This is a genomic window from beta proteobacterium MWH-UniP1, assembly GCA_036362785.1.
Taxonomy (GTDB): Bacteria; Pseudomonadota; Gammaproteobacteria; order Burkholderiales; family Burkholderiaceae_A; genus Lacustribacter.
Genome location: CP143625.1, coordinates 963,424 through 980,838, shown reverse-complemented (window position 1 = coordinate 980,838; position 17,415 = coordinate 963,424). Strand labels below are relative to the sequence as shown.

Genomic DNA, 17,415 nt, shown 5'->3' with positions numbered 1-17,415 from the left:
GATCAGAGCAGCTCGGTAAGCTCGCTCACAACGTGCTTTGCACCGGTGGCGTCGGCCTCTGCAAAAAATTGACTGCGTACCATCACGGTATCAATGCCAGCACCACGCGCCGCCATCAATCCGTTCGGTGAGTCTTCGATGGCAAGAGCCTGCTCTGGGCGCAGGCCCAGCCTGGTTAGCGCGAGACGATACGCCTCTGGGTCCGGTTTTTTCAGACTCACATCTTCACCACAAATCGCCACGCTTGGTGGCGGCAATGTAGCAACCGGGCAGATGACCTTTGTCCATAAGGAGTCCCAGTTGGCGCGGCTGGTGGTGGTGACCACTGCCCAATCCAGATTGGCCGCAAGAATTTTTTGAACAAGCTCGACAAAGCCGGGCCGTGGACGCAGCAGCCCCGAATTCAGCCGCTCGGCATAAAGCACATTTTTGCGCTGATGCATCTGCGAAATTTTGGCCTGCCCAGACGCACTCTGAAGCATTGGATCGTTAATGCTGCGGGCAAAGGCCAGCATGCGCTCCGCACCGCCCGTAATCGACAGTAACTGCGCGTAATCGCTGGCACTCCAGCGCCAGGAAAGACCGAATTCTTGAAAGACTTGATTAAAGGCCGGCAGATGGCCTTCGCCCTCGGTCTCGGCGATCGTGCCGTCTACATCAAATAAAACGGCACGATACAGGGACCAATCAAGCGCCACGCGACTCCAGCACTTCCACCGCAGGAAGCACCTTGCCCTCGAGGAACTCTAAGAAGGCACCGCCACCTGTTGAGATGTAACCAATCTGCGCGGCAATATCAAACTTCGAAATGGCGGCCAAGGTGTCGCCGCCGCCCGCAATCGAGAAGGCCGGCGAATGGGCAATGGCTGCGGCCAACATTTTGGTGCCGCCCGCAAACTGCGGGATCTCAAACACACCCACTGGGCCATTCCAAACAATCGTGCCGGCATTAGAAATAATGGTCGCAAGACGGGAAGCTGTTTTGGGACCAATATCCAGAATCATGTCATCGGCTGCTACCGCATTGGCGGCCACTTTGTTTGCACGGGCCTGGGCCGAGAATTCGTTGGCCACCACCACGTCTTCAGGAATCGGCACCTCGGCGCCACGGACCTCCATCATGGCGATAATCTCTTTTGCCTCGTTGACCAAATCTGGTTCTGCCAAAGATTTACCAATCGGAAAGCCCTTGGCCAACAGGAAGGTATTGGCAATCCCGCCCCCCACAATCAGTTGATCCACCTTGGAAGCGAGCGACTTGAGAATGGTCAGTTTGGTGGAGACCTTGGAGCCCGCCACGATCGCGACCAACGGCCGCTTTGGTGCGTGCAATGCCGCAGCAAGTGCATCGAGCTCTGCTGCCATCAGTGGCCCTGCACAGGCGACTGGTGCGAATTTCGCAACGCCGTGGGTGGTGGCCTCGGCGCGATGCGCGGTGCCAAAGGCATCGTTGACATAAATGTCACACAGTGCCGCAATCTTTTTGGCCAGCGTCTCGTCGTTTTTCTTCTCGCCTTTGTTCACCCGGCAGTTTTCAAGCAGAACCACTTCACCGGGTTGAACTGAAAACCCACCATCGACCCAGTTCGAGATCAACGGCACTTTGCGATTCAGAATCTGGGCAAGCCGCGCAGCAATCGGCGCCAGAGAATCTTCGGGTTTGAATTCACCCTCGGTTGGCCGGCCCAGATGCGAGGTCACCATCACGGCGGCGCCCTGCTTGAGCGCATGCTCAATCGCAGGCACCGAAGCGCGAATACGTGTGTCGTCGGTAATGTTGCCGGCATCGTCTTGCGGCACATTTAAATCGGCACGAATAAATACTTTTTTTCCTGCCAAGGGAAGATCGGTCATTCTTAAAAACTTCATGCAAGCCCCTTAAAGTAATTCGGTACGTCTTTAATCGTTGGCACGATGCGATCCGGCGCGGACTTCTCTATCGGCTGACCCATGTTGTAGCCATAAGGCACCGCCCAACAGGTGACGCCAGCAGCCTTGGCGGTAGCGATGTCAATCGACGAGTCGCCAACAAAAAGACTCTCTGCGCTGCTTTCACCCAGATCATGAATGCAATTGTAAATAACCGTGGGGTCCGGCTTTTTCACCGGATAGGTATCCCCAGAGATCACCGCATCAAACAGATCGGCCAGACCATGGCGCTCCAAGATTCGCGTGGTGAAGCGACTTTCCTTGTTGGTCACAATGGCCCGTTTGACCCCCAAGCGCTTTAGCTCGGCCAGGGTAGTGAGCACATCGGGATAAGGCTGGCTGTCGGTGCCGGCGCAGTCGTAATAGTGGGCAATGAAGGTCGACATCACCACCGGCCACTGGGCAGCGTCTGGTTCGCCGGCCACTTCTGTCCAGGCCCGGCGCATCAGCCAGCCGGTGCCATGGCCAATCCAGTCGCGGACCTGCTGGGCGCTGACCGTTGGTTTTTTGTAGTCAGCAAGTGTTCTGTTCGTGGATTCCGCGATTTCACCGGCCGTATCCAAAAGCGTGCCGTCTAAATCAAACATCACCAACGCCATGCGCAGACTCCTGTCGAAAAGCCCAATTATGCCCGGCGTTTCCGATCCATCAGCCGCAGAATCATCGGTGTAAAGATCAACTGCATGGCCAGGCCCATCTTGCCGCCTGGGATGACCAGGGTATTAGGCCGCGTCATCATGGAGTTGTGCAGCATGGACAGCAAGTAAGGGAAATCAATGCCTTTGGGGTTGGCAAACCGAATCACCACCATGCTCTCATCGGGGCTGGGAATGTCATTGGCGATAAATGGATTGGAGGTGTCCACCGTTGGCACCCGCTGGAAATTGACGTGGGTGCGGGAAAACTGTGGGCAGATGTGATTAATGTAATCGGGCATGCGGCGCAAAATGGTGTCAACCACGGCCTCTTGCGAATAGCCACGCATGTTTTTGTCCCGATGCAGTTTCTGGATCCACTCCAGGTTAATAATCGGCACCACACCCACCAACAAATCAACATGCTTGGCCACATTGGCCTCGGGCCCCACATAACCGCCGTGCAGGCCCTCATAAAAAAGCACATCGGCGTTGGGAATCATGTCTTGCCATGGCGTAAAGGTGCCAGGCTCTTGTTTGTATTCGGCCCCCTCGGCCGCGTCGTGAATATATTTTCGAACCTTGCCTTTGCCCGTAGCACCAAAGACTTTGAAGATTTCTTCGAGCTCGGCCAAGAGATTGGCCTCGGGCCCAAAGTGGCTGAAATTGTTATTGCCCGATTCGGTCTGCCGCTTCATCTCGGCCCGCATGGCCATGCGGTCATAACGATGCATCGAATCACCCTCGAGAATCTGGGCAGAGATGCCATCGCGACGGAAAATATGCTTGAAGCTGCTCATCACCGTGGTGGTGCCTGCACCGGACGATCCGGTGATTGCAACGATTGGGTACTTAACGGACATGTTGTTTTCCCTTTTTACTGAAACAGTGAACGCTCTTTAAAGAGTGGTGATGTGTAGGCTTTATCTGTGCCCGTATCGAATTCCTGGTGATAACGCTCGATACGTTCGACTTCGTTACGTGACCCCAGAATGACCGGAATCCGCTGGTGAATGGTGTCAGGCACCACGCTCAAAATACGTTGGCGGCCCGTGCTTGCAAAGCCACCCGCATGCTCAATCACCATGCCCATGGGGTTGGCCTCGTACATCAGGCGCAGCCGGCCAGGTTTGCCGGGGTCTTTGGTGTCTTTGGGGTACATGAAGATGCCCCCGCGCATCAGGATGCGGTGGACTTCCGCCACCATGCTGGCAATCCAACGCATGTTGAAATCCCGCCCGCGCACATCGGTCTTTCCGGCCTTGCACTCGGCAACATAACGCTGCACCGGGGGCTCCCAGAAACGCTCATTGCTGGTGTTGATGGCGAATTCGCTGGTGTCTGGTGGCACTTGAATATTGGGATGGGTCAAAATGAAATTGCCCACCTCGCGGTCGAGCGTAAACCCGTGGGTGCCCTTGCCCACCGTTAAGACCAGCATGGTTGATGGCCCATAAATGGCATAGCCAGCGGCCAACTGTTGCGAGCCCGGCTGAAGATAGTCAGTCAATTCCGGCGGGCGGTCTTTCGGTGCGCGCAGGATTGAAAAGATAGAGCCCACCGACACATTGACATCGATGTTGGATGATCCGTCCAATGGGTCAAACACCGTCAGAAAGCCGCCGCTTTTGCGTGCGACCGTGATCGGATCGTCCATCTCTTCCGAGGCAAGCCCAGCAACCAGCCCGCCCATCTGAAAGGTGTTCACAAAGGCGGTGTTTGACAAGACGTCGAGTTTTTTCTGGACCTCGCCTTGGACATTTTCACTCTCAAGACTGCCCAGAACACCAGCTAAGGCGCCCTTGGCCGTCATGGCTGAGATCGCCTTTACGGCAGCGGCTACGTCGATCAGCAAGGCGGCAAGATCGCGGGCGCCTTCGGTGCCGTCAGTTTCCTGAATTAAGAATTTTGATAATGTGGTTCGACCGAGATGCATGGTTTTATAAACCCCCTTTGAAAACGCGGGACGCCAAGACATCTGCCGCTGTGATGGTGGAAAGTTCTTGCCGAGTGGCCAGATGGCCCGGCTTGGAGGCAAGCTCAAAGACGCGATTGGCCTGACGCAGACGTGCCCGATCCAATGCATTGCGAATTGACCGGGCATTGGCAAAATGCGGCTGGGTTTTGCGCAGCTCGATGTAGCGCGCCATGGCGTCACGGGCGGCAGGCTCGAACAGGTAATGCATCTGCGCCACCATCTTGTCCGCGATCTGCAGCAACTCGCCGTCGGTGTAGTCTGGGAAATCGATGTGATGGGCAATGCGTGACGACATGCCGGGATTGGATTTAAAGAATGTGTCCATGCGGTCTTTGTAACCCGCCAGAATCACCACCAGATCGTCTCGGTTGTTTTCCATGACCTGGAGCAAAATCTCAATGGCTTCTTGGCCGTAGTCCCGCTCATTTTCTGGCCGATACAGATAATAGGCCTCGTCGATAAAGAGCACCCCACCCATCGCTTTTTTCAGCACTTCCTTGGTTTTGGGTGCGGTGTGACCAATGTACTGGCCCACCAGATCGTCGCGGGTCACGCTCACCACATGGCCTTTTCGCACATAGCCAAGCCGGTGCAAGATCTCGGCCATACGCATGGCGACCGTTGTTTTGCCGGTGCCCGGGTTTCCGGTAAAGCACATGTGCAGACTTGGCGATGCGGCCTCGATGCCCATTTGTTCTCTGGCCTTGGAGATGACCAAAAACGAAGCAATTTCTCGAATCCGGCGTTTTACCGGTGCCAGCCCAATTAACTCTGAATCCAACTGATCCAGAATTTCAAAGACATTGGACTGCTGCAGGATCGCGTTTAGGTCGACAGAATCCACCGGCTGACCCGGTTGGTCCGCCTGCAACGACGCTTCATTGTTCGACATAAGCTCTCCGCGAATCCTCTACGCTATTGGCCAGTCACCGATTCAAGTCATTAGAACAGAAACCAGGGCGCTGACCGCGCAGGCCCCGGCACCCGCTTCGTTAACCGCGGTAACGCTCCCCTGCCGGCTTGTCGGTGGCATAAGAATGGGTGGTGTAGCGAATCACGCGGGAGTCCGTTTCCTGTCGAACCAGGCCAAAACCTGGCTCATTTGCTGGGCGCTGAACGATAAAACTCATGCACATCGACTCAACCCCACGGGTGTTATCAAAGGCATTGACCTTGATGTAGACGTTTGGGTTGGCCTTGCGGCAGGCGGTGAGCTCATAAATCACAGCGGCACCGTCTTTGATGGTGAACATGGGCAGGCCCCACATATTCCAATAGACATTACGTGGGTGGGGGTCGTCGGTCCACTCAATGGACAGGGCCCAACCTTTGCTCAAGGCGTAATCGACTTGCAGTCGAATTTCGTCGTCGGTGAGATCGGGCAAAAAAGAAAATTGGCCTTGGGTAACTTTCATGGTGTTCTCCGAATAGGGTTGGTCAGGTGAGCCAGGATCGGTGCATGACTTGCATCACGACGCGGTTGGCGTGGTGGCAAAGTCAGGCGCATCGGTCGACGTGTAGTTAAACTCCACGCCCTTCCAAGTCTCGAGTGCTTGCTCAAGCGGCTTACACCACTTCGCTGCAGCACGAAGAATCTCAGGACCCTCGTTATCAATGTCACGGCCTTCGTTGCGGGCCTTGATCATGGCTTCCAAGCCCACACGGTTGGCAATTGCACCCGCCTGAATGCCGGCTGGGTGGCCAATCGTGCCGCCGCCAAACTGCAGAATCACATCGTCACCAAAGAGCGAGATCAGCTGATGCATCTGGCCCACGTGAATACCACCCGATGCCACCGGCATAACTTTTTTCAGGTCACACCAGTCTTGATCGAAGAAGAGCCCCCGCGAGAGATCCTGCTTGGTATAGGTGTCGCGGCAGACGTTGTAAAAGCCCTGCACGGTTTTGGGGTCGCCCTCGAGCTTACCCACGGCAGTACCGGTGTGCATTTGGTCCACTCCAGCCAAGCGCAGCCACTTGGCAATCACACGGAACGAAATGCCGTGGTTACGCTGACGGGTATACGTGCCATGGCCAGCACGGTGCAGGTGCAAAATCATGTCGTTTTTACGGCACCAGTTGCTCATGGACTGAATACAGGTCCAGCCCACAATCAGGTCGATCATGATCACCACCGAACCCAAAGACTTCGCAAACTCTGCCCGCTCATACATGTCTTCCATGGTGGCGGCTGTTACGTTTAGATAGTGACCTTTGACCTCGCCCGAGTTGGCCTGGGATTTGTTGACCGCATCCATACAAAACAGAAAACGATCACGCCAATGCATAAAGGGTTGGCTATTGATGTTTTCATCGTCTTTGGTGAAGTCCAGGCCACCTGTGAGTGCTTCATAGACCACACGACCATAGTTTTTGCCCGACAAGCCAAGTTTTGGCTTCATGGTGGCACCCAACAGTGGGCGGCCATATTTATCTAAGCGCTCGCGCTCCACGATGATGCCGGTGGATGGGCCCTTAAAGGTTTTCACATAAGCCACTGGCACTCGGATATCTTCCAGTCGGCCAGCTTTGAGTGGCTTAAAGGAAAACACGTTGCCAATCAGCGATGCCGTCATGTTGGCAATCGATCCCTCTTCAAACAAAATGATGTCGTAGGCGACATAGGCAAAGTACTGCTGTTCGGTGGCCGTGCCCGGGCCAGTGTTGGGCACGGGGTCCACACGATAGGCCTTAGCCTGATAGGACTCATGGGCGGTGAGTAGATCGGTCCAGACCACGGTCCAGGTCGCGGTGGACGACTCCCCCGCCACGGCGGCAGCGGCCTCTTCGGCATCCACGCCCTCTTGTGGGGTGATGCGGAAAAGACAAATCACATCGGTCTCTTTGGGCTCGTAATCGGGCCGCCAATAGCCCATCTGCTTGTATTTCAGAACGCCGCCTTTGTAGCGCTCTTTCACATCGGTGATTCGTCCATCTGCCGGTTTGTTCATGCCGCGTCTCCTGGGGGGTTGGTCTAAGCCTAAATCCATAGGCATAGCAGGGACTTTAGAACTGGCTATTAATAAGTTAAAGTCACTTATCTTGATCCAATAAATAAGTTTTTCTTATGAAGAACCTGACCCTTCGCCAGATCCGAATCTTCTCCGCCGCCGCCCGGCTGGCCAGTTTTGCCAGGGCCGCAGAAGAGCTCCACCTGACCGCCCCTGCGGTCTCCATGCAGATCAAGGAGCTTGAGCAAGAGATTGGCGCGGAGCTTTTTGCCCGTATCGGCCGAAGGGTGGAGTTGACGAGTGCCGGCGAGTACTTCTGGGTCTTTGCCCGAAAAATCCTGAGCACCCTCACCGAAGCTGAGTCGGTCATGCAACGGCTTCAGGGCGCCCAGACCGGCACCTTGAAGATTGGGCTGGTGAGTACCGCCAAGTACTCTATTCCCAGGATGCTGGGCCTCTTTCGCGAGGAACACCCCGGTGTGCAGATCCGGATCGATGTCTGCAACCGCGACCAGTTGCTTGCACGGCTGAGAGACGGGGAAATTGATCTGGCCGTGATGGGTCGCCCACCAAAGCATATGGACACGCGGGCCGAAGTCTTTGCCCACCACCCACATGCCTTTGTGGCAAGCCCAAAACACCATTTGGCCAAACACACCGCGATTCAGGCTAGCGCACTGAACTCCGAAGAAATCATCTCCCGCGAAGAAGGCTCTGGCACCAGAGTCATCATGCAGAGTTACATCGAACAGCACCGGCTGAGCCCACCGATCACCATGGAGATGGCCAGCAACGAGACCATCAAGCAGGCGGTGATTGCCGGGCTTGGGATTTCCTTTGTATCGCTGCACACCGTGGGCCTGGAGATCGAACATGGACAGCTGGTCGTGCTGGACATTGAAGACACGCCGGTGCTGCGCGCCTGGCACGTGGTGGCACTCGCTCAGCGGCATTTGTCCCCCGCCGCCGAGGCCTTTCGCTACTTTATGCTGGATCGTGGTGCAGAATTATTGGCCGAACAGTTTCCGAATCTGCAGCACATTTATAAGCTCGGTGGCCCGATCAATCAGCCATCCACACCAAAGTCAAAGAAAACCGCAAACTCATGAGTACTACCGTTCGCTGGCTCACAGAAAAACTCGCTGTTGTTGGGCAAATCACGCCGCAAGACATTCCGGAGATTGCTGGCATGGGTTTTAAATCGGTCATCTGTAATCGCCCCGATGACGAATATGGGCCGGGGCAACCCAAGGCCGACGACATCAAAGCCGCCGCGCAGGCTGCCGGCCTTGCCTATGGCTTTGTGCCAGTCACACCCGATGGTGGAACGGCCAGTGATGCCAAGGCAATGGGCAAATTACTTGAAACCATGCCGCAGCCCATCTTGGCCTACTGCCGAACGGGCAATCGGTGCATTGCGCTCATTGGTGTGACTGCACGCATGGGCCACGCCATACCGCAGTAAAGCAACTGGCAACACTGGAGAAAAAATTTTCGCCTGTCAGCGCGCTGGTATGGCGACAGCACCAAGCGCAGCAAGATGGCGTGGCAGATTAAGTTTCTTCTGGGCGATCACCGCGTGACGCTGATCATGAAGCCGGGCATGACGCTCACGCACAGAATCAACCCCGCGCATTGACCAGGCTTGACGTTGGGCGTGTAAAGCCATGATTTCAGGCGCATACACCCGAATCATCGCCGTAATCCAGGTGGCAACCGGTGCCAAGCGGCCAGAGACCTGGCACTCAAAGCGGGCCACCAGCGGCGCAATACGTGCCGCACTCACCCATGACTCACCTGTGACCCACTGATTGGTCAAAAACAGCCGCGTGGGCATTCCAAGCGGATTCAAGGAAATGCCTGCCAAGTGATGAAAGCGATTGGTCCGGCTGCTTCTGGAAAAGACATGGAAGTGGCCATGCTCATCGGCAAGCCGCTCTTTGGCCGCGTGGGCATGGTAGTAAAACTCAGTGGCGTGTTGGCGGTCTACCGCATCGTGTTCTGGGTAGTGCCGCCACTCTTGAAAACTACGGGCACCGGCCAGCGCGGCCAGACAAAGATTAGATTGCCGCGCGGCAAGCTGCGACATCACCCCCACAATCAACTGGGCCGATGCCACACAAGACATTTACTTCTCTTTCTTTTGCTTTGGGCCACAAGGCTTGGATGGGCCACAGGGGCTACCCGATCGCTTCGAGGGGCCACATGGTTTGCTCGGGCCGCAGGGATTGGACTTACGGCTTTGCTTGCTGGGGCCACAAGGAGCGCCCGACTTTTTTTCCTGTGCAACAGCCCCCGGTGCGGCAACGCCGGCCGAGAGCGCTAGAGCGAGTGCCGCAACGCGGCGGGAAACGGTTTTCATCTGAATTGTCCTTTGAAAATCAATGTCCGCATTCTAGCGGGCCAATGGTCGAACTGGTACACCAACGGTTATGCCGCGCGCTAGGGTTTAGGAAAAACCACCCGAACGCGCACGCCAGCACCGGGGATACGGTCTTCAATCTCAACAGTGGCCCCGTGTTGATTGGCGATCTCCTGAACAATAGCCAGACCCAGTCCGGTGCCTGACACCTTGCTGCCCGGAGTCCGGTAGTACGGAATAAAGACTTTGGACTTTTCTTCGTCGGGAATGGCGGGGCCATCGTTTTCAACGGTCAGGATCACATCGGGGCCTTGCGTCTTCACGCCTACCGAAATAACGCCAGGTGAGAGACCGTAGAGAGATGCATTTTCAACCAGGTTCTGAATCAGGCTCTCGATCTTTGTTCGTTCCCCAAGAATCACTGCAGGGTCAGAGTCAGCCATGACGATCTGCTGATCGCGCTGCGCGGTGATCGGGCCCATCATGTTGAGCAACTGCCGAGTCACGGCTGTTAAATCGAGTGGGCTTTTATCTTCCAGGCCAACCGAGCTGCTGACACGGCTATAGACCAACAATTGTTCCGCAAGTTTTTTGGCGCGGCGCGATGCCTCCAGGGCCTGAGACACAGATTCCAGAACGTCTTCCGGTTTGGTGGCTAACTCGGCGTTTTGCAGATGGAGGTGGATGGCGGCAATGGGGGTACGCAATTCATGAGCCGCCGAATCTGTAAACCGTTGCTCGCGAATAAAGGCCGAGCGAACTCGACTCAAAAGCGCATTGAGCTCGCCCACCACAGACTGTAATTCTCTTGGCATATTGGACACACCGATTGGCTCAAGTGAATTAGGTTCACGCTGCGAGATGCTCTTTGCCAGACTACGCACCGGCTTGACCGATCGGATCGCGAGAAAATTAGTCACCAGCAATAGCAACAAACCGCCAAGAGCAAGTGGCGTCAAAATGGCCACACTAATCTCGCTGGACATCTCTTCACGAAAATCATTTTTCTCTGCTGCAAATATCCAAATACTGCCGGACTGCAGTGCAAATACCTGCCAAATCTCATTATTGACCAAGTGCTCATGAAACCCCGCCGTTCTTGGCCCCAGCATATCCATCGGCGCTGTTGCAGATTTTGCTAACAACTGGCCAGCGTCGCTCCAGACCTGAAAAGCGAGTTTGCTCTCATACGGGTGGCCCGCACTGGTTGGTTGATGTGTTTCAGAATGCTCCAACGCCTCTGGCAGGGTGATGACGATAGGCTGGGCGAGTGTGGCCTTGCTCAACGAGGGTGCCAACAATGCTTCAAGCACCCGAGCGGATGTCGCCAGCCGCGCACTGAACACCTCGTCGGCCTCGTGTTGACTCACTTCATGGGCAACAAAACCGATGCTCCCCAGGATCACCAGCATCGACCCAAACAGACTCCAAAGCAGCCGTTCACGCAACGAGTATGGCTTCACGGCCATTATTGAAGATCTCCTAGTCGGTAACCAACGCCGCGGACAGTCTGAACGACATCGGGATCAAGTTTTCGCCGAAGATGATGGACGTGAACATCAATGGCATTGCTGTCGGCACCCTCGCCCCAGCCATACATTGCTTCTTCAATCTGGGTTCTCGAGTAAACCCGCGTTGGGTTTTCCACCAAGAGTCGAAGCAGCATCCACTCCCGCCGCGGCAGATCCACCAACTGACCCTTCCAGGTCAGTGTCATGGCGTTGAGATCCAGCACCAGCGGGCCGCGTTGCACAGTGTTCGAGGCCACACTCGCCCGTCGGCGCTCTAACACCCGGACTCGGGCAAGTAACTCCTGCAGTTCAAACGGCTTCACCAAATAATCGTCTGCGCCAAGATCCAACCCACGCACGCGATCACTGGTGCCATCTCGGGCTGACAGAATCAGAACCGCCAACTGGGAGCCAGAGTCGCGAAGGGACTTTAAAAGTTGAAGGCCATCTTTTTTTGGGAGCCCCAAATCCAGAATCATTAAATCAAAGGCACCGTCTTGGGCAAGCGTAAGCCCCGTCTGGCCATCGCCGGCATGCTCCACGGTGTGATGGGCCCGCTCCAAGGCAGTGCGCAGACCCGATGCGATCATCTCGTCATCTTCAACGACCAGAATTTTCAATACCGCCCCCCTCGGCTGGACTACTTAACGTTTCTTATCGGCAATCTTAGCCAACAATTGGTCAATTTCCTGACGGCGGCCGTCGTCGGCAAGTTCACGGCCCGCTCTAGGCGGTGCCTGACGCGCCTTTTTTAGCGCCTGTTCCGCGGCCCCGTACTCGCCACTACGGAACATGAAATCCCCGTAGAAAAAATTGGGATCGATCCCGTTGGGATTCACCGCAAGCCCCTGCCTTAAATAATCCACCGCCTTGGCATCGTCACCAAAACTGATCGGCCAGCCGGGCACTTGATAGTAAAGCGACCCCAGACTGGTCAAGGCAGAGCCGTCCATGGCTTTCGGGTCAATCGCAATCGCACGCTCAAGCGTTTTCTTGGCGTTTTTCACATGAGACAAAGCGCCCAACCCACCCTTGGCACCGGCATAGGAACTCTCAATGATGCCGTACCAAATTAGCGCCTCAGGGTCTTTGGGAGCCACCACGGCGTGGTCTGCCGCCTGCTTCACCAGAACGGCAAACTTTTTCTCTTGATCGTCTTTCGGGGTCTTATACTTTATCTCTGCCCATTCTTTTTGGAGTTGGGCAACCTCGGGCGATAAAGCAAAGACGGGCGTACCGATCAGCATGGCGCTGGCGATGATGAAAGGGGTGATTTTCTTGAACATCGTGGCTCCTGATAATTTAAGACTTCTGAAATGCCTGCCGAATACGGGGTAATTGTTTTGCAATCGCACCGCTCACGACGCCGGGGAGAATCTGATTGATCACGGCAAACAATTTCTCTGGAAAACCAACCCGGTATTCCGGGGCATGCCCAGCACAAAACACCATGAACTGTCTTGCTACATCGGCCGGATCGTCCTCGCGCACACCAAGATCACGGTTCATGGCGCGCACCGATTCGCTGTTGATCTCGGTCTTGGTTGCGCGTGGCGAAAATAACCGAACAACCACACCACTACCGTCCAACTCTCGGCCAAGGGCCTGAGTAAAACCGCGGACTGCATATTTCGTTGCGCAATAGACCGCGAATCCGGGGTAGCCAATATAAGAAAAACTCGATCCAATGTTAATGATCTGGGCCCGTGCCGCCGTGCCGGCCAAAGCCCGCAGACTTGGCAGCATCGCCTGGGTCAACCGCACCAGCGACGTAACGTTTAGTGCGATCAGCCGATCAATTGAGCTTTCCGACTGCTGGCCGAACTCGACAAACTCGCTGGCGCCTGCATTGTTGACCAACAGGTTGATGCCGCCCTGTGCCGTCACCTCTTTCTTCAAGTGGTGGACAAAGGCCTGATCCATCAAGTCACCACTTAAAACAACAACATCTGGGCAAGAAAGTTGACCACGAAGAGATTCAAGCTCTTGCTGACTGCGGGCCACCAGAAATAATTTTTCGCACTTTGGTGCCAGTGCAATCGCAATCTCACGGCCAATGCCACGAGATGCGCCAGTAACAAGTGCTCGGTATAGCGTTCCAGCCATTCTTTCTGCTCCTGTCTTAATTAAACAGCGACCGCTTCATCACGACGAAGACTACGGAAGATATCCCCGTAGAGTCGATAAAAGCGCTTGGCGCAATGCAGAATCTGCTGCTGGTCCTGTGGATTGGTCACCCCATTCATCAAGGTCTCGAAAAACTGAACATGTTCAATGTCCAGACTGCCATGGGAATTCAAATAAGAAAACGCATTACCTGGCAGACCAAGAGACGACTGGATCGATGCGGCTGCGCGGGTCGCAAGCGACACGCTGGTCCCCTCCAAGACATGCACCATTCCGAAAAAACCAACAGGGTTGACCCGCTCAATCTGGTAATAGGCATACGCCACCATTATCTCAGTGGCATGACTGGGAATGCTTTTTCGCACACGGTCCGGGTCGCCGCCACAAGCTGCGATATCCGACAAAATCCACTCGTCATGGCCGATCTCCTCTTCAATGTACTCGGCAATCGAAGCCTGCATCCACATTTGATGGGGTGCTAAGCGCGATCCGGTAGCCATCAGGAGCGGCACAGTGTGTTTAACGTGATGATAGGCCTGCTCCAGAAAGGCCATATAGTCCTCGCGACTTAGGGTGCCTGACACCGCATCTTGAATCACTGGTGCACTCACCAAGAATTCACGCTCTTTTGTGGTCGCAGACTGAAGTTGTGAGAAGAAATCACTCATGTAGTAAGGCTCCTTTGAATTAATTCGGAACTAAATATGGATTCGTAACGCTGCAGAATTGCGCCGCGTTTCATACGACCGTTGGCCGTCAACAGTCCGTTGGCATACGTGAATGGTTCGGGCAACCGGTGCCATTGCCCAATCTGGGCGTAATCCGGCAGGGTTGCATTGATTCTGCTGATCGCCTGGGCTAGCGAATCGTCAGATGCATTTGCCTGCCTTGGATAAATCAGTGCCGACAGCCTGGTCTGCGCCTCGCCGTAAACAAACGCTTGCGCGATCTCGTCACAGGAAAGCAATAAAGCCTCTGGCCACTCGGGGGAAACGTTCCGACCAAACCCAGTAATCAATAGGTTTTTCTTGCGGCCTGTCACGTATAAAAAACCGTCTTGATCAATGTGGCCCAAATCCCCTGTTGCGACCCATCCCCTGTTTAAACCAAGGCCCGCATTTGCATGACAATCTACAGATGGACCCACCAAGATTTCACCATCGGCAGCGATCTTCACCTGCACATGCGGAAGCGGCTGACCCACGCTTCCTACACGATCTTGTTGTGGCAGATTCAGTGCAACAACCGACGCCAGCTCCGACAAACCATAGCCCTCATAGACCGGCAGGCCCTGGGTGCGTGCCCGTTGAATCAAATCAGGAGCCACTTTGCCCCCGCCCACAGCAACAAATTTCAGGTTAGGCAGCTGCTCACCCGAAGACGCGAGACAAGAAACCATCTCTCTTAGCATCTGGGGCAAGGTGATCAGGCTCTGGGCGCCACTATCTCGAATGGTGCGGATGGCCTGCTGGGCGTCAAAGCCAGAAGACCCCGTCAACCCAGTTGCTGACAGCGGTGGAATCACCACCTCGGCTCCCATCGATAAGCCAGCGTAAACACCCGCAAGGTTTTCAAGCAGCACACTTAGCGGCAACATGACCAAATGACGGCGCAGATTCAGTGGCGCAAGTACGTGGTCAAGAGACTTCGCCACTGTCCATTGCTGCTCCGCAGTCAAACTAATCCCTTTCGGTTCCGCCGTGCTGCCCGAGGTAAACGTCACTTTCTGATACACAGCACCTGGAACGGCGGCCGGTGTGTCGGCCACACGTTTGTAGAGAGCAAGTGAGGCCAGCCCCGGCAGGGCAATCGGGTCGAGCCAAGATGTTGCAAATGCAGGGGGCTGCCCGCGAGCAGCGATGACTGCACCGATCTTTCGTGACGCCAAAAGATGCTGGACCTGGGCTGCAGTAAAAAAACCGGGAATAGGAATCACCGTCACGTTTAAAGACTGCAGGCCAAGATCCGCAATCACCCAATCGACTGAATTGTCTGACAACAGGCCCACGGCCTCACCATCGGCCACCTGAGTTGCAAGTGCCTCGGCCAACTGAATTGCCCGTGTAGTGATTTCCTCGGCATCGATGATCACGCCATCGCTGCCGACAAGACGCCCCGGAGGACTGATCAAAGAATTAAGTCTCTGGGAACATGCATGCATAAGCTTTATCCGTGTCAGCGTACATGACCTGGGGGTCTGTGCTGTAGTAGCTGCCCCACTGCTCTGCGAGTGGCCCGAGCCGTGCTGGGTCAGCAACCTGAAGTGCCACAGGCTCAAACCCCAGCCGTTTGAATGCATTTTTCAAAGACCGTGTCGCGGTGAACACCACCCAACGAAAACGCCGGCGGTAAAGATAGCGGGTCATTTCCTGAATGATTTTTCTTGCCATACCAGGAGACTCGGCAGCAAGGTTACCCACCTCCACCAGATCCCAACGTGACACGATGGATGATCCAGATCGCTGCGCCTCGGCGGCAGCCACCAGTCGCTCCACCGGTACGTCCAGGTATTGCTCGGAAAATGCGCCACGGTGGGCCAAGGGAGTGAAACCCACTGCGGCGACCCAATGGCCCCGCGAATCCCGAAAACCAATCAGGATGTCAAGGAAGTAACTCAAGCGGGCCTGGTACCGCTGCAAATACACGTCAGCGATGTAAGCCTCTAAGCCCGAACGCAGCGGATGAAACCGATCCACAAGAACGGGCGTAAATTCAGCCGCGACAGGGCCTGGGCTTGGTGCTGGTTTCACCGCAGCCGCCCCCGTCCAAGGAAATCCCAGTCCGATCGCCATATCACTCCTGATGCTCATGGGTCAGGAGTGTCTATCAGGAAAATTAAGGCGAGATTAAGACTCTGGGGTTACCTAAATCGTACTTCCAGGCTGCACCAAACCGCGCGCCGCCAGGGAATTCCCCTCCAGCAGGCAGTCCACCAGCATCTTGGCGGCTGGAGAAAGCGACGCCTGATCCCGAATACAAATCGACAACTGCCGTATAGCCCAGGGGGCATTAATCGTGACGCAAACAATGTCTTGGGATTCTCTAAAAAGGCGTGCGCTTTTTCGTGGCATCACGCCGATACCCAGGCCAGCCGATACCATCAATGACATGGCATCGTAGCTGGTGACTTGAATCCGCAATTTCAGATGGCCACCGACTTCCCCCGCGGCCTTGATCAAAAGATTATTAATCGCACTTCCCGTATGGGCCCCCACCACATCGTAGGCAAGAATGTCATCAATCGTGACCGACTCACGTTTTGCAATCGGATGGGATGCTTTTGCAATCACCACCAATTCATCTGTGATGTAAGGAATCAAGGTTAGGCCAGCCCCATAGTCGCCGCTTTGCAAAAAGCCCACGTCGGCCACATTTTCGACAACGGCATGGGCCACTTCACTGCTGATGCGCTCTTGCAGGTGAATCTGAACATCCGGGTAGCGTTCAAGAAATTGTTTGAGTTGGTCGGGCAGAAATTGGGTGATGGCTGAGATGTTGGCAAAGACTCGGACATGACCACGCAGGCCTGTGGCATACCCCCGCATCTCCTCTGTGATGGAGTCCAACTGATGCAGCACACCGCGGGCCATGGCGGCCAGGGTCTGTGCGGCAGCGGTTGGCCGCACACCCTTGTTGTCGCGATAAAAAAGCTCAGCCCCCAAAGCGGCCTCGAGTTCACTGATCCGTTTGCTCACCGCCGATGCCGCAATCAACTCACGGGATGCCGCCCGGGCGATGTTGCCCTCTTCCATGACGGCCAGAAAAAAACGCAGGGATACAGGGTCAAGTCGCATTGCTATCTTGTTTGGGCGAGGCCACCATCTCGAAACGAGATGGCAACGTGCCAGAATACATTTTTACAGGCTGTTCGCCAATGCCTAACATCTCCAAAGCAGATGCTACCCCCCTTTAAAGGAGACTT

At 55.2% G+C, this 17,415-nt stretch carries 20 protein-coding genes; 2 read left to right on the top strand and 18 right to left on the bottom strand.

All coding sequences use genetic code 11. The annotated features are described in order from the left end of the window. Nucleotides 1–2 precede the first annotated feature (2 nt). The 8 genes from AOB54_04805 to AOB54_04770 form a co-directional block, all read right to left on the bottom strand. Nucleotides 3–698 (bottom strand): HAD-IA family hydrolase, encoded by a 696-nt coding sequence (locus AOB54_04805; protein ID WVN42695.1) that lies wholly within the window; start codon nt 696–698, stop codon nt 3–5. Next, nucleotides 688–1,869, bottom strand: coding sequence for a phosphoglycerate kinase (locus AOB54_04800; protein ID WVN42694.1), 1,182 nt, complete (start codon nt 1,867–1,869; stop codon nt 688–690). The genes AOB54_04805 and AOB54_04800 overlap by 11 nt, the downstream gene beginning before the upstream one ends. Continuing rightward, a complete protein-coding gene (gph, locus tag AOB54_04795) occupies nt 1,866–2,528 on the bottom strand; it encodes a phosphoglycolate phosphatase (protein ID WVN42693.1) in 663 nt (220 codons plus the stop codon). Before gph ends, AOB54_04800 begins: the two co-directional genes overlap by 4 nt. A gap of 26 nt (nt 2,529–2,554) precedes the next feature. Beyond that, entirely contained in the window at nt 2,555–3,427 is an 873-nt protein-coding gene (locus tag AOB54_04790) for a phosphoribulokinase (protein ID WVN42692.1), read from the bottom strand. Between the two features lie 14 nt (nt 3,428–3,441). Next, entirely contained in the window at nt 3,442–4,500 is a 1,059-nt protein-coding gene (locus AOB54_04785) for a class 1 fructose-bisphosphatase (GenBank protein WVN42691.1), read from the bottom strand. Nucleotides 4,501–4,504: 4 nt separating this feature from the next. Beyond that, nucleotides 4,505–5,434, bottom strand: coding sequence for a CbbX protein (gene cbbX / locus AOB54_04780; protein WVN42690.1), 930 nt, complete (start codon nt 5,432–5,434; stop codon nt 4,505–4,507). Between the two features lie 100 nt (nt 5,435–5,534). Further along, a complete protein-coding gene (locus AOB54_04775; protein WVN42689.1) occupies nt 5,535–5,957 on the bottom strand; it encodes a ribulose bisphosphate carboxylase small subunit in 423 nt (140 codons plus the stop codon). A 54-nt stretch (nt 5,958–6,011) separates the two neighbouring features. After that, a complete protein-coding gene (locus tag AOB54_04770; protein WVN42688.1) occupies nt 6,012–7,493 on the bottom strand; it encodes a ribulose-bisphosphate carboxylase large subunit in 1,482 nt (493 codons plus the stop codon). A 116-nt stretch (nt 7,494–7,609) separates the two neighbouring features. On the opposite strand from AOB54_04770, the gene AOB54_04765 reads away from it, so the two are divergent. Next, nucleotides 7,610–8,602: a LysR family transcriptional regulator gene (locus tag AOB54_04765; GenBank protein ID WVN42687.1), complete on the top strand. Its 993-nt coding sequence runs from the start codon at nt 7,610–7,612 to the stop codon at nt 8,600–8,602. After that, a complete protein-coding gene (locus AOB54_04760) occupies nt 8,599–8,958 on the top strand; it encodes a TIGR01244 family sulfur transferase (protein ID WVN42686.1) in 360 nt (119 codons plus the stop codon). The genes AOB54_04765 and AOB54_04760 overlap by 4 nt, the downstream gene beginning before the upstream one ends. 36 nt (nt 8,959–8,994) lie before the next feature. On the opposite strand, the gene AOB54_04755 is transcribed toward AOB54_04760, so the two are convergent. From AOB54_04755 to AOB54_04710, 10 genes are all read right to left on the bottom strand, one after another. Continuing rightward, the gene (locus tag AOB54_04755) at nt 8,995–9,621 is read right to left on the bottom strand and encodes a hypothetical protein (protein WVN42685.1); all 627 of its coding nucleotides are present in this window, start codon (nt 9,619–9,621) and stop codon (nt 8,995–8,997) included. Next, on the bottom strand, nt 9,622–9,855 hold the full coding sequence (locus tag AOB54_04750; protein WVN42684.1) for a hypothetical protein: 234 nt from the start codon (nt 9,853–9,855) through the stop codon (nt 9,622–9,624). Between the two features lie 80 nt (nt 9,856–9,935). Then, nucleotides 9,936–11,324 carry an ATP-binding protein gene (locus AOB54_04745; protein ID WVN42683.1) on the bottom strand — a complete coding sequence of 463 codons (1,389 nt, stop codon included), beginning with the start codon at nt 11,322–11,324 and terminating at the stop codon, nt 9,936–9,938. Continuing rightward, nucleotides 11,324–11,986 (bottom strand): response regulator transcription factor, encoded by a 663-nt coding sequence (locus AOB54_04740; protein WVN42682.1) that lies wholly within the window; start codon nt 11,984–11,986, stop codon nt 11,324–11,326. The genes AOB54_04745 and AOB54_04740 overlap by 1 nt, the downstream gene beginning before the upstream one ends. Nucleotides 11,987–12,010: 24 nt before the next feature. After that, the gene (locus AOB54_04735; protein ID WVN42681.1) at nt 12,011–12,652 is read right to left on the bottom strand and encodes a hypothetical protein; all 642 of its coding nucleotides are present in this window, start codon (nt 12,650–12,652) and stop codon (nt 12,011–12,013) included. Nucleotides 12,653–12,668: 16 nt separating this feature from the next. Continuing rightward, a complete protein-coding gene (locus AOB54_04730) occupies nt 12,669–13,472 on the bottom strand; it encodes an SDR family oxidoreductase (protein ID WVN42680.1) in 804 nt (267 codons plus the stop codon). A 20-nt stretch (nt 13,473–13,492) separates the two neighbouring features. Beyond that, nucleotides 13,493–14,161 (bottom strand): iron-containing redox enzyme family protein, encoded by a 669-nt coding sequence (locus AOB54_04725; GenBank protein ID WVN42679.1) that lies wholly within the window; start codon nt 14,159–14,161, stop codon nt 13,493–13,495. Further along, nucleotides 14,158–15,624, bottom strand: a complete 1,467-nt coding sequence (locus tag AOB54_04720; GenBank protein WVN42678.1) for an AMP-binding protein — start codon at nt 15,622–15,624, stop codon at nt 14,158–14,160. The genes AOB54_04725 and AOB54_04720 overlap by 4 nt, the downstream gene beginning before the upstream one ends. Before the next feature lie 4 nt (nt 15,625–15,628). Continuing rightward, nucleotides 15,629–16,285 (bottom strand): thermostable hemolysin, encoded by a 657-nt coding sequence (locus tag AOB54_04715; GenBank protein ID WVN42677.1) that lies wholly within the window; start codon nt 16,283–16,285, stop codon nt 15,629–15,631. A 72-nt stretch (nt 16,286–16,357) separates the two neighbouring features. Beyond that, entirely contained in the window at nt 16,358–17,287 is a 930-nt protein-coding gene (locus tag AOB54_04710; GenBank protein ID WVN42676.1) for a LysR family transcriptional regulator, read from the bottom strand. Between the last annotated feature and the right edge of the window lie 128 nt (nt 17,288–17,415).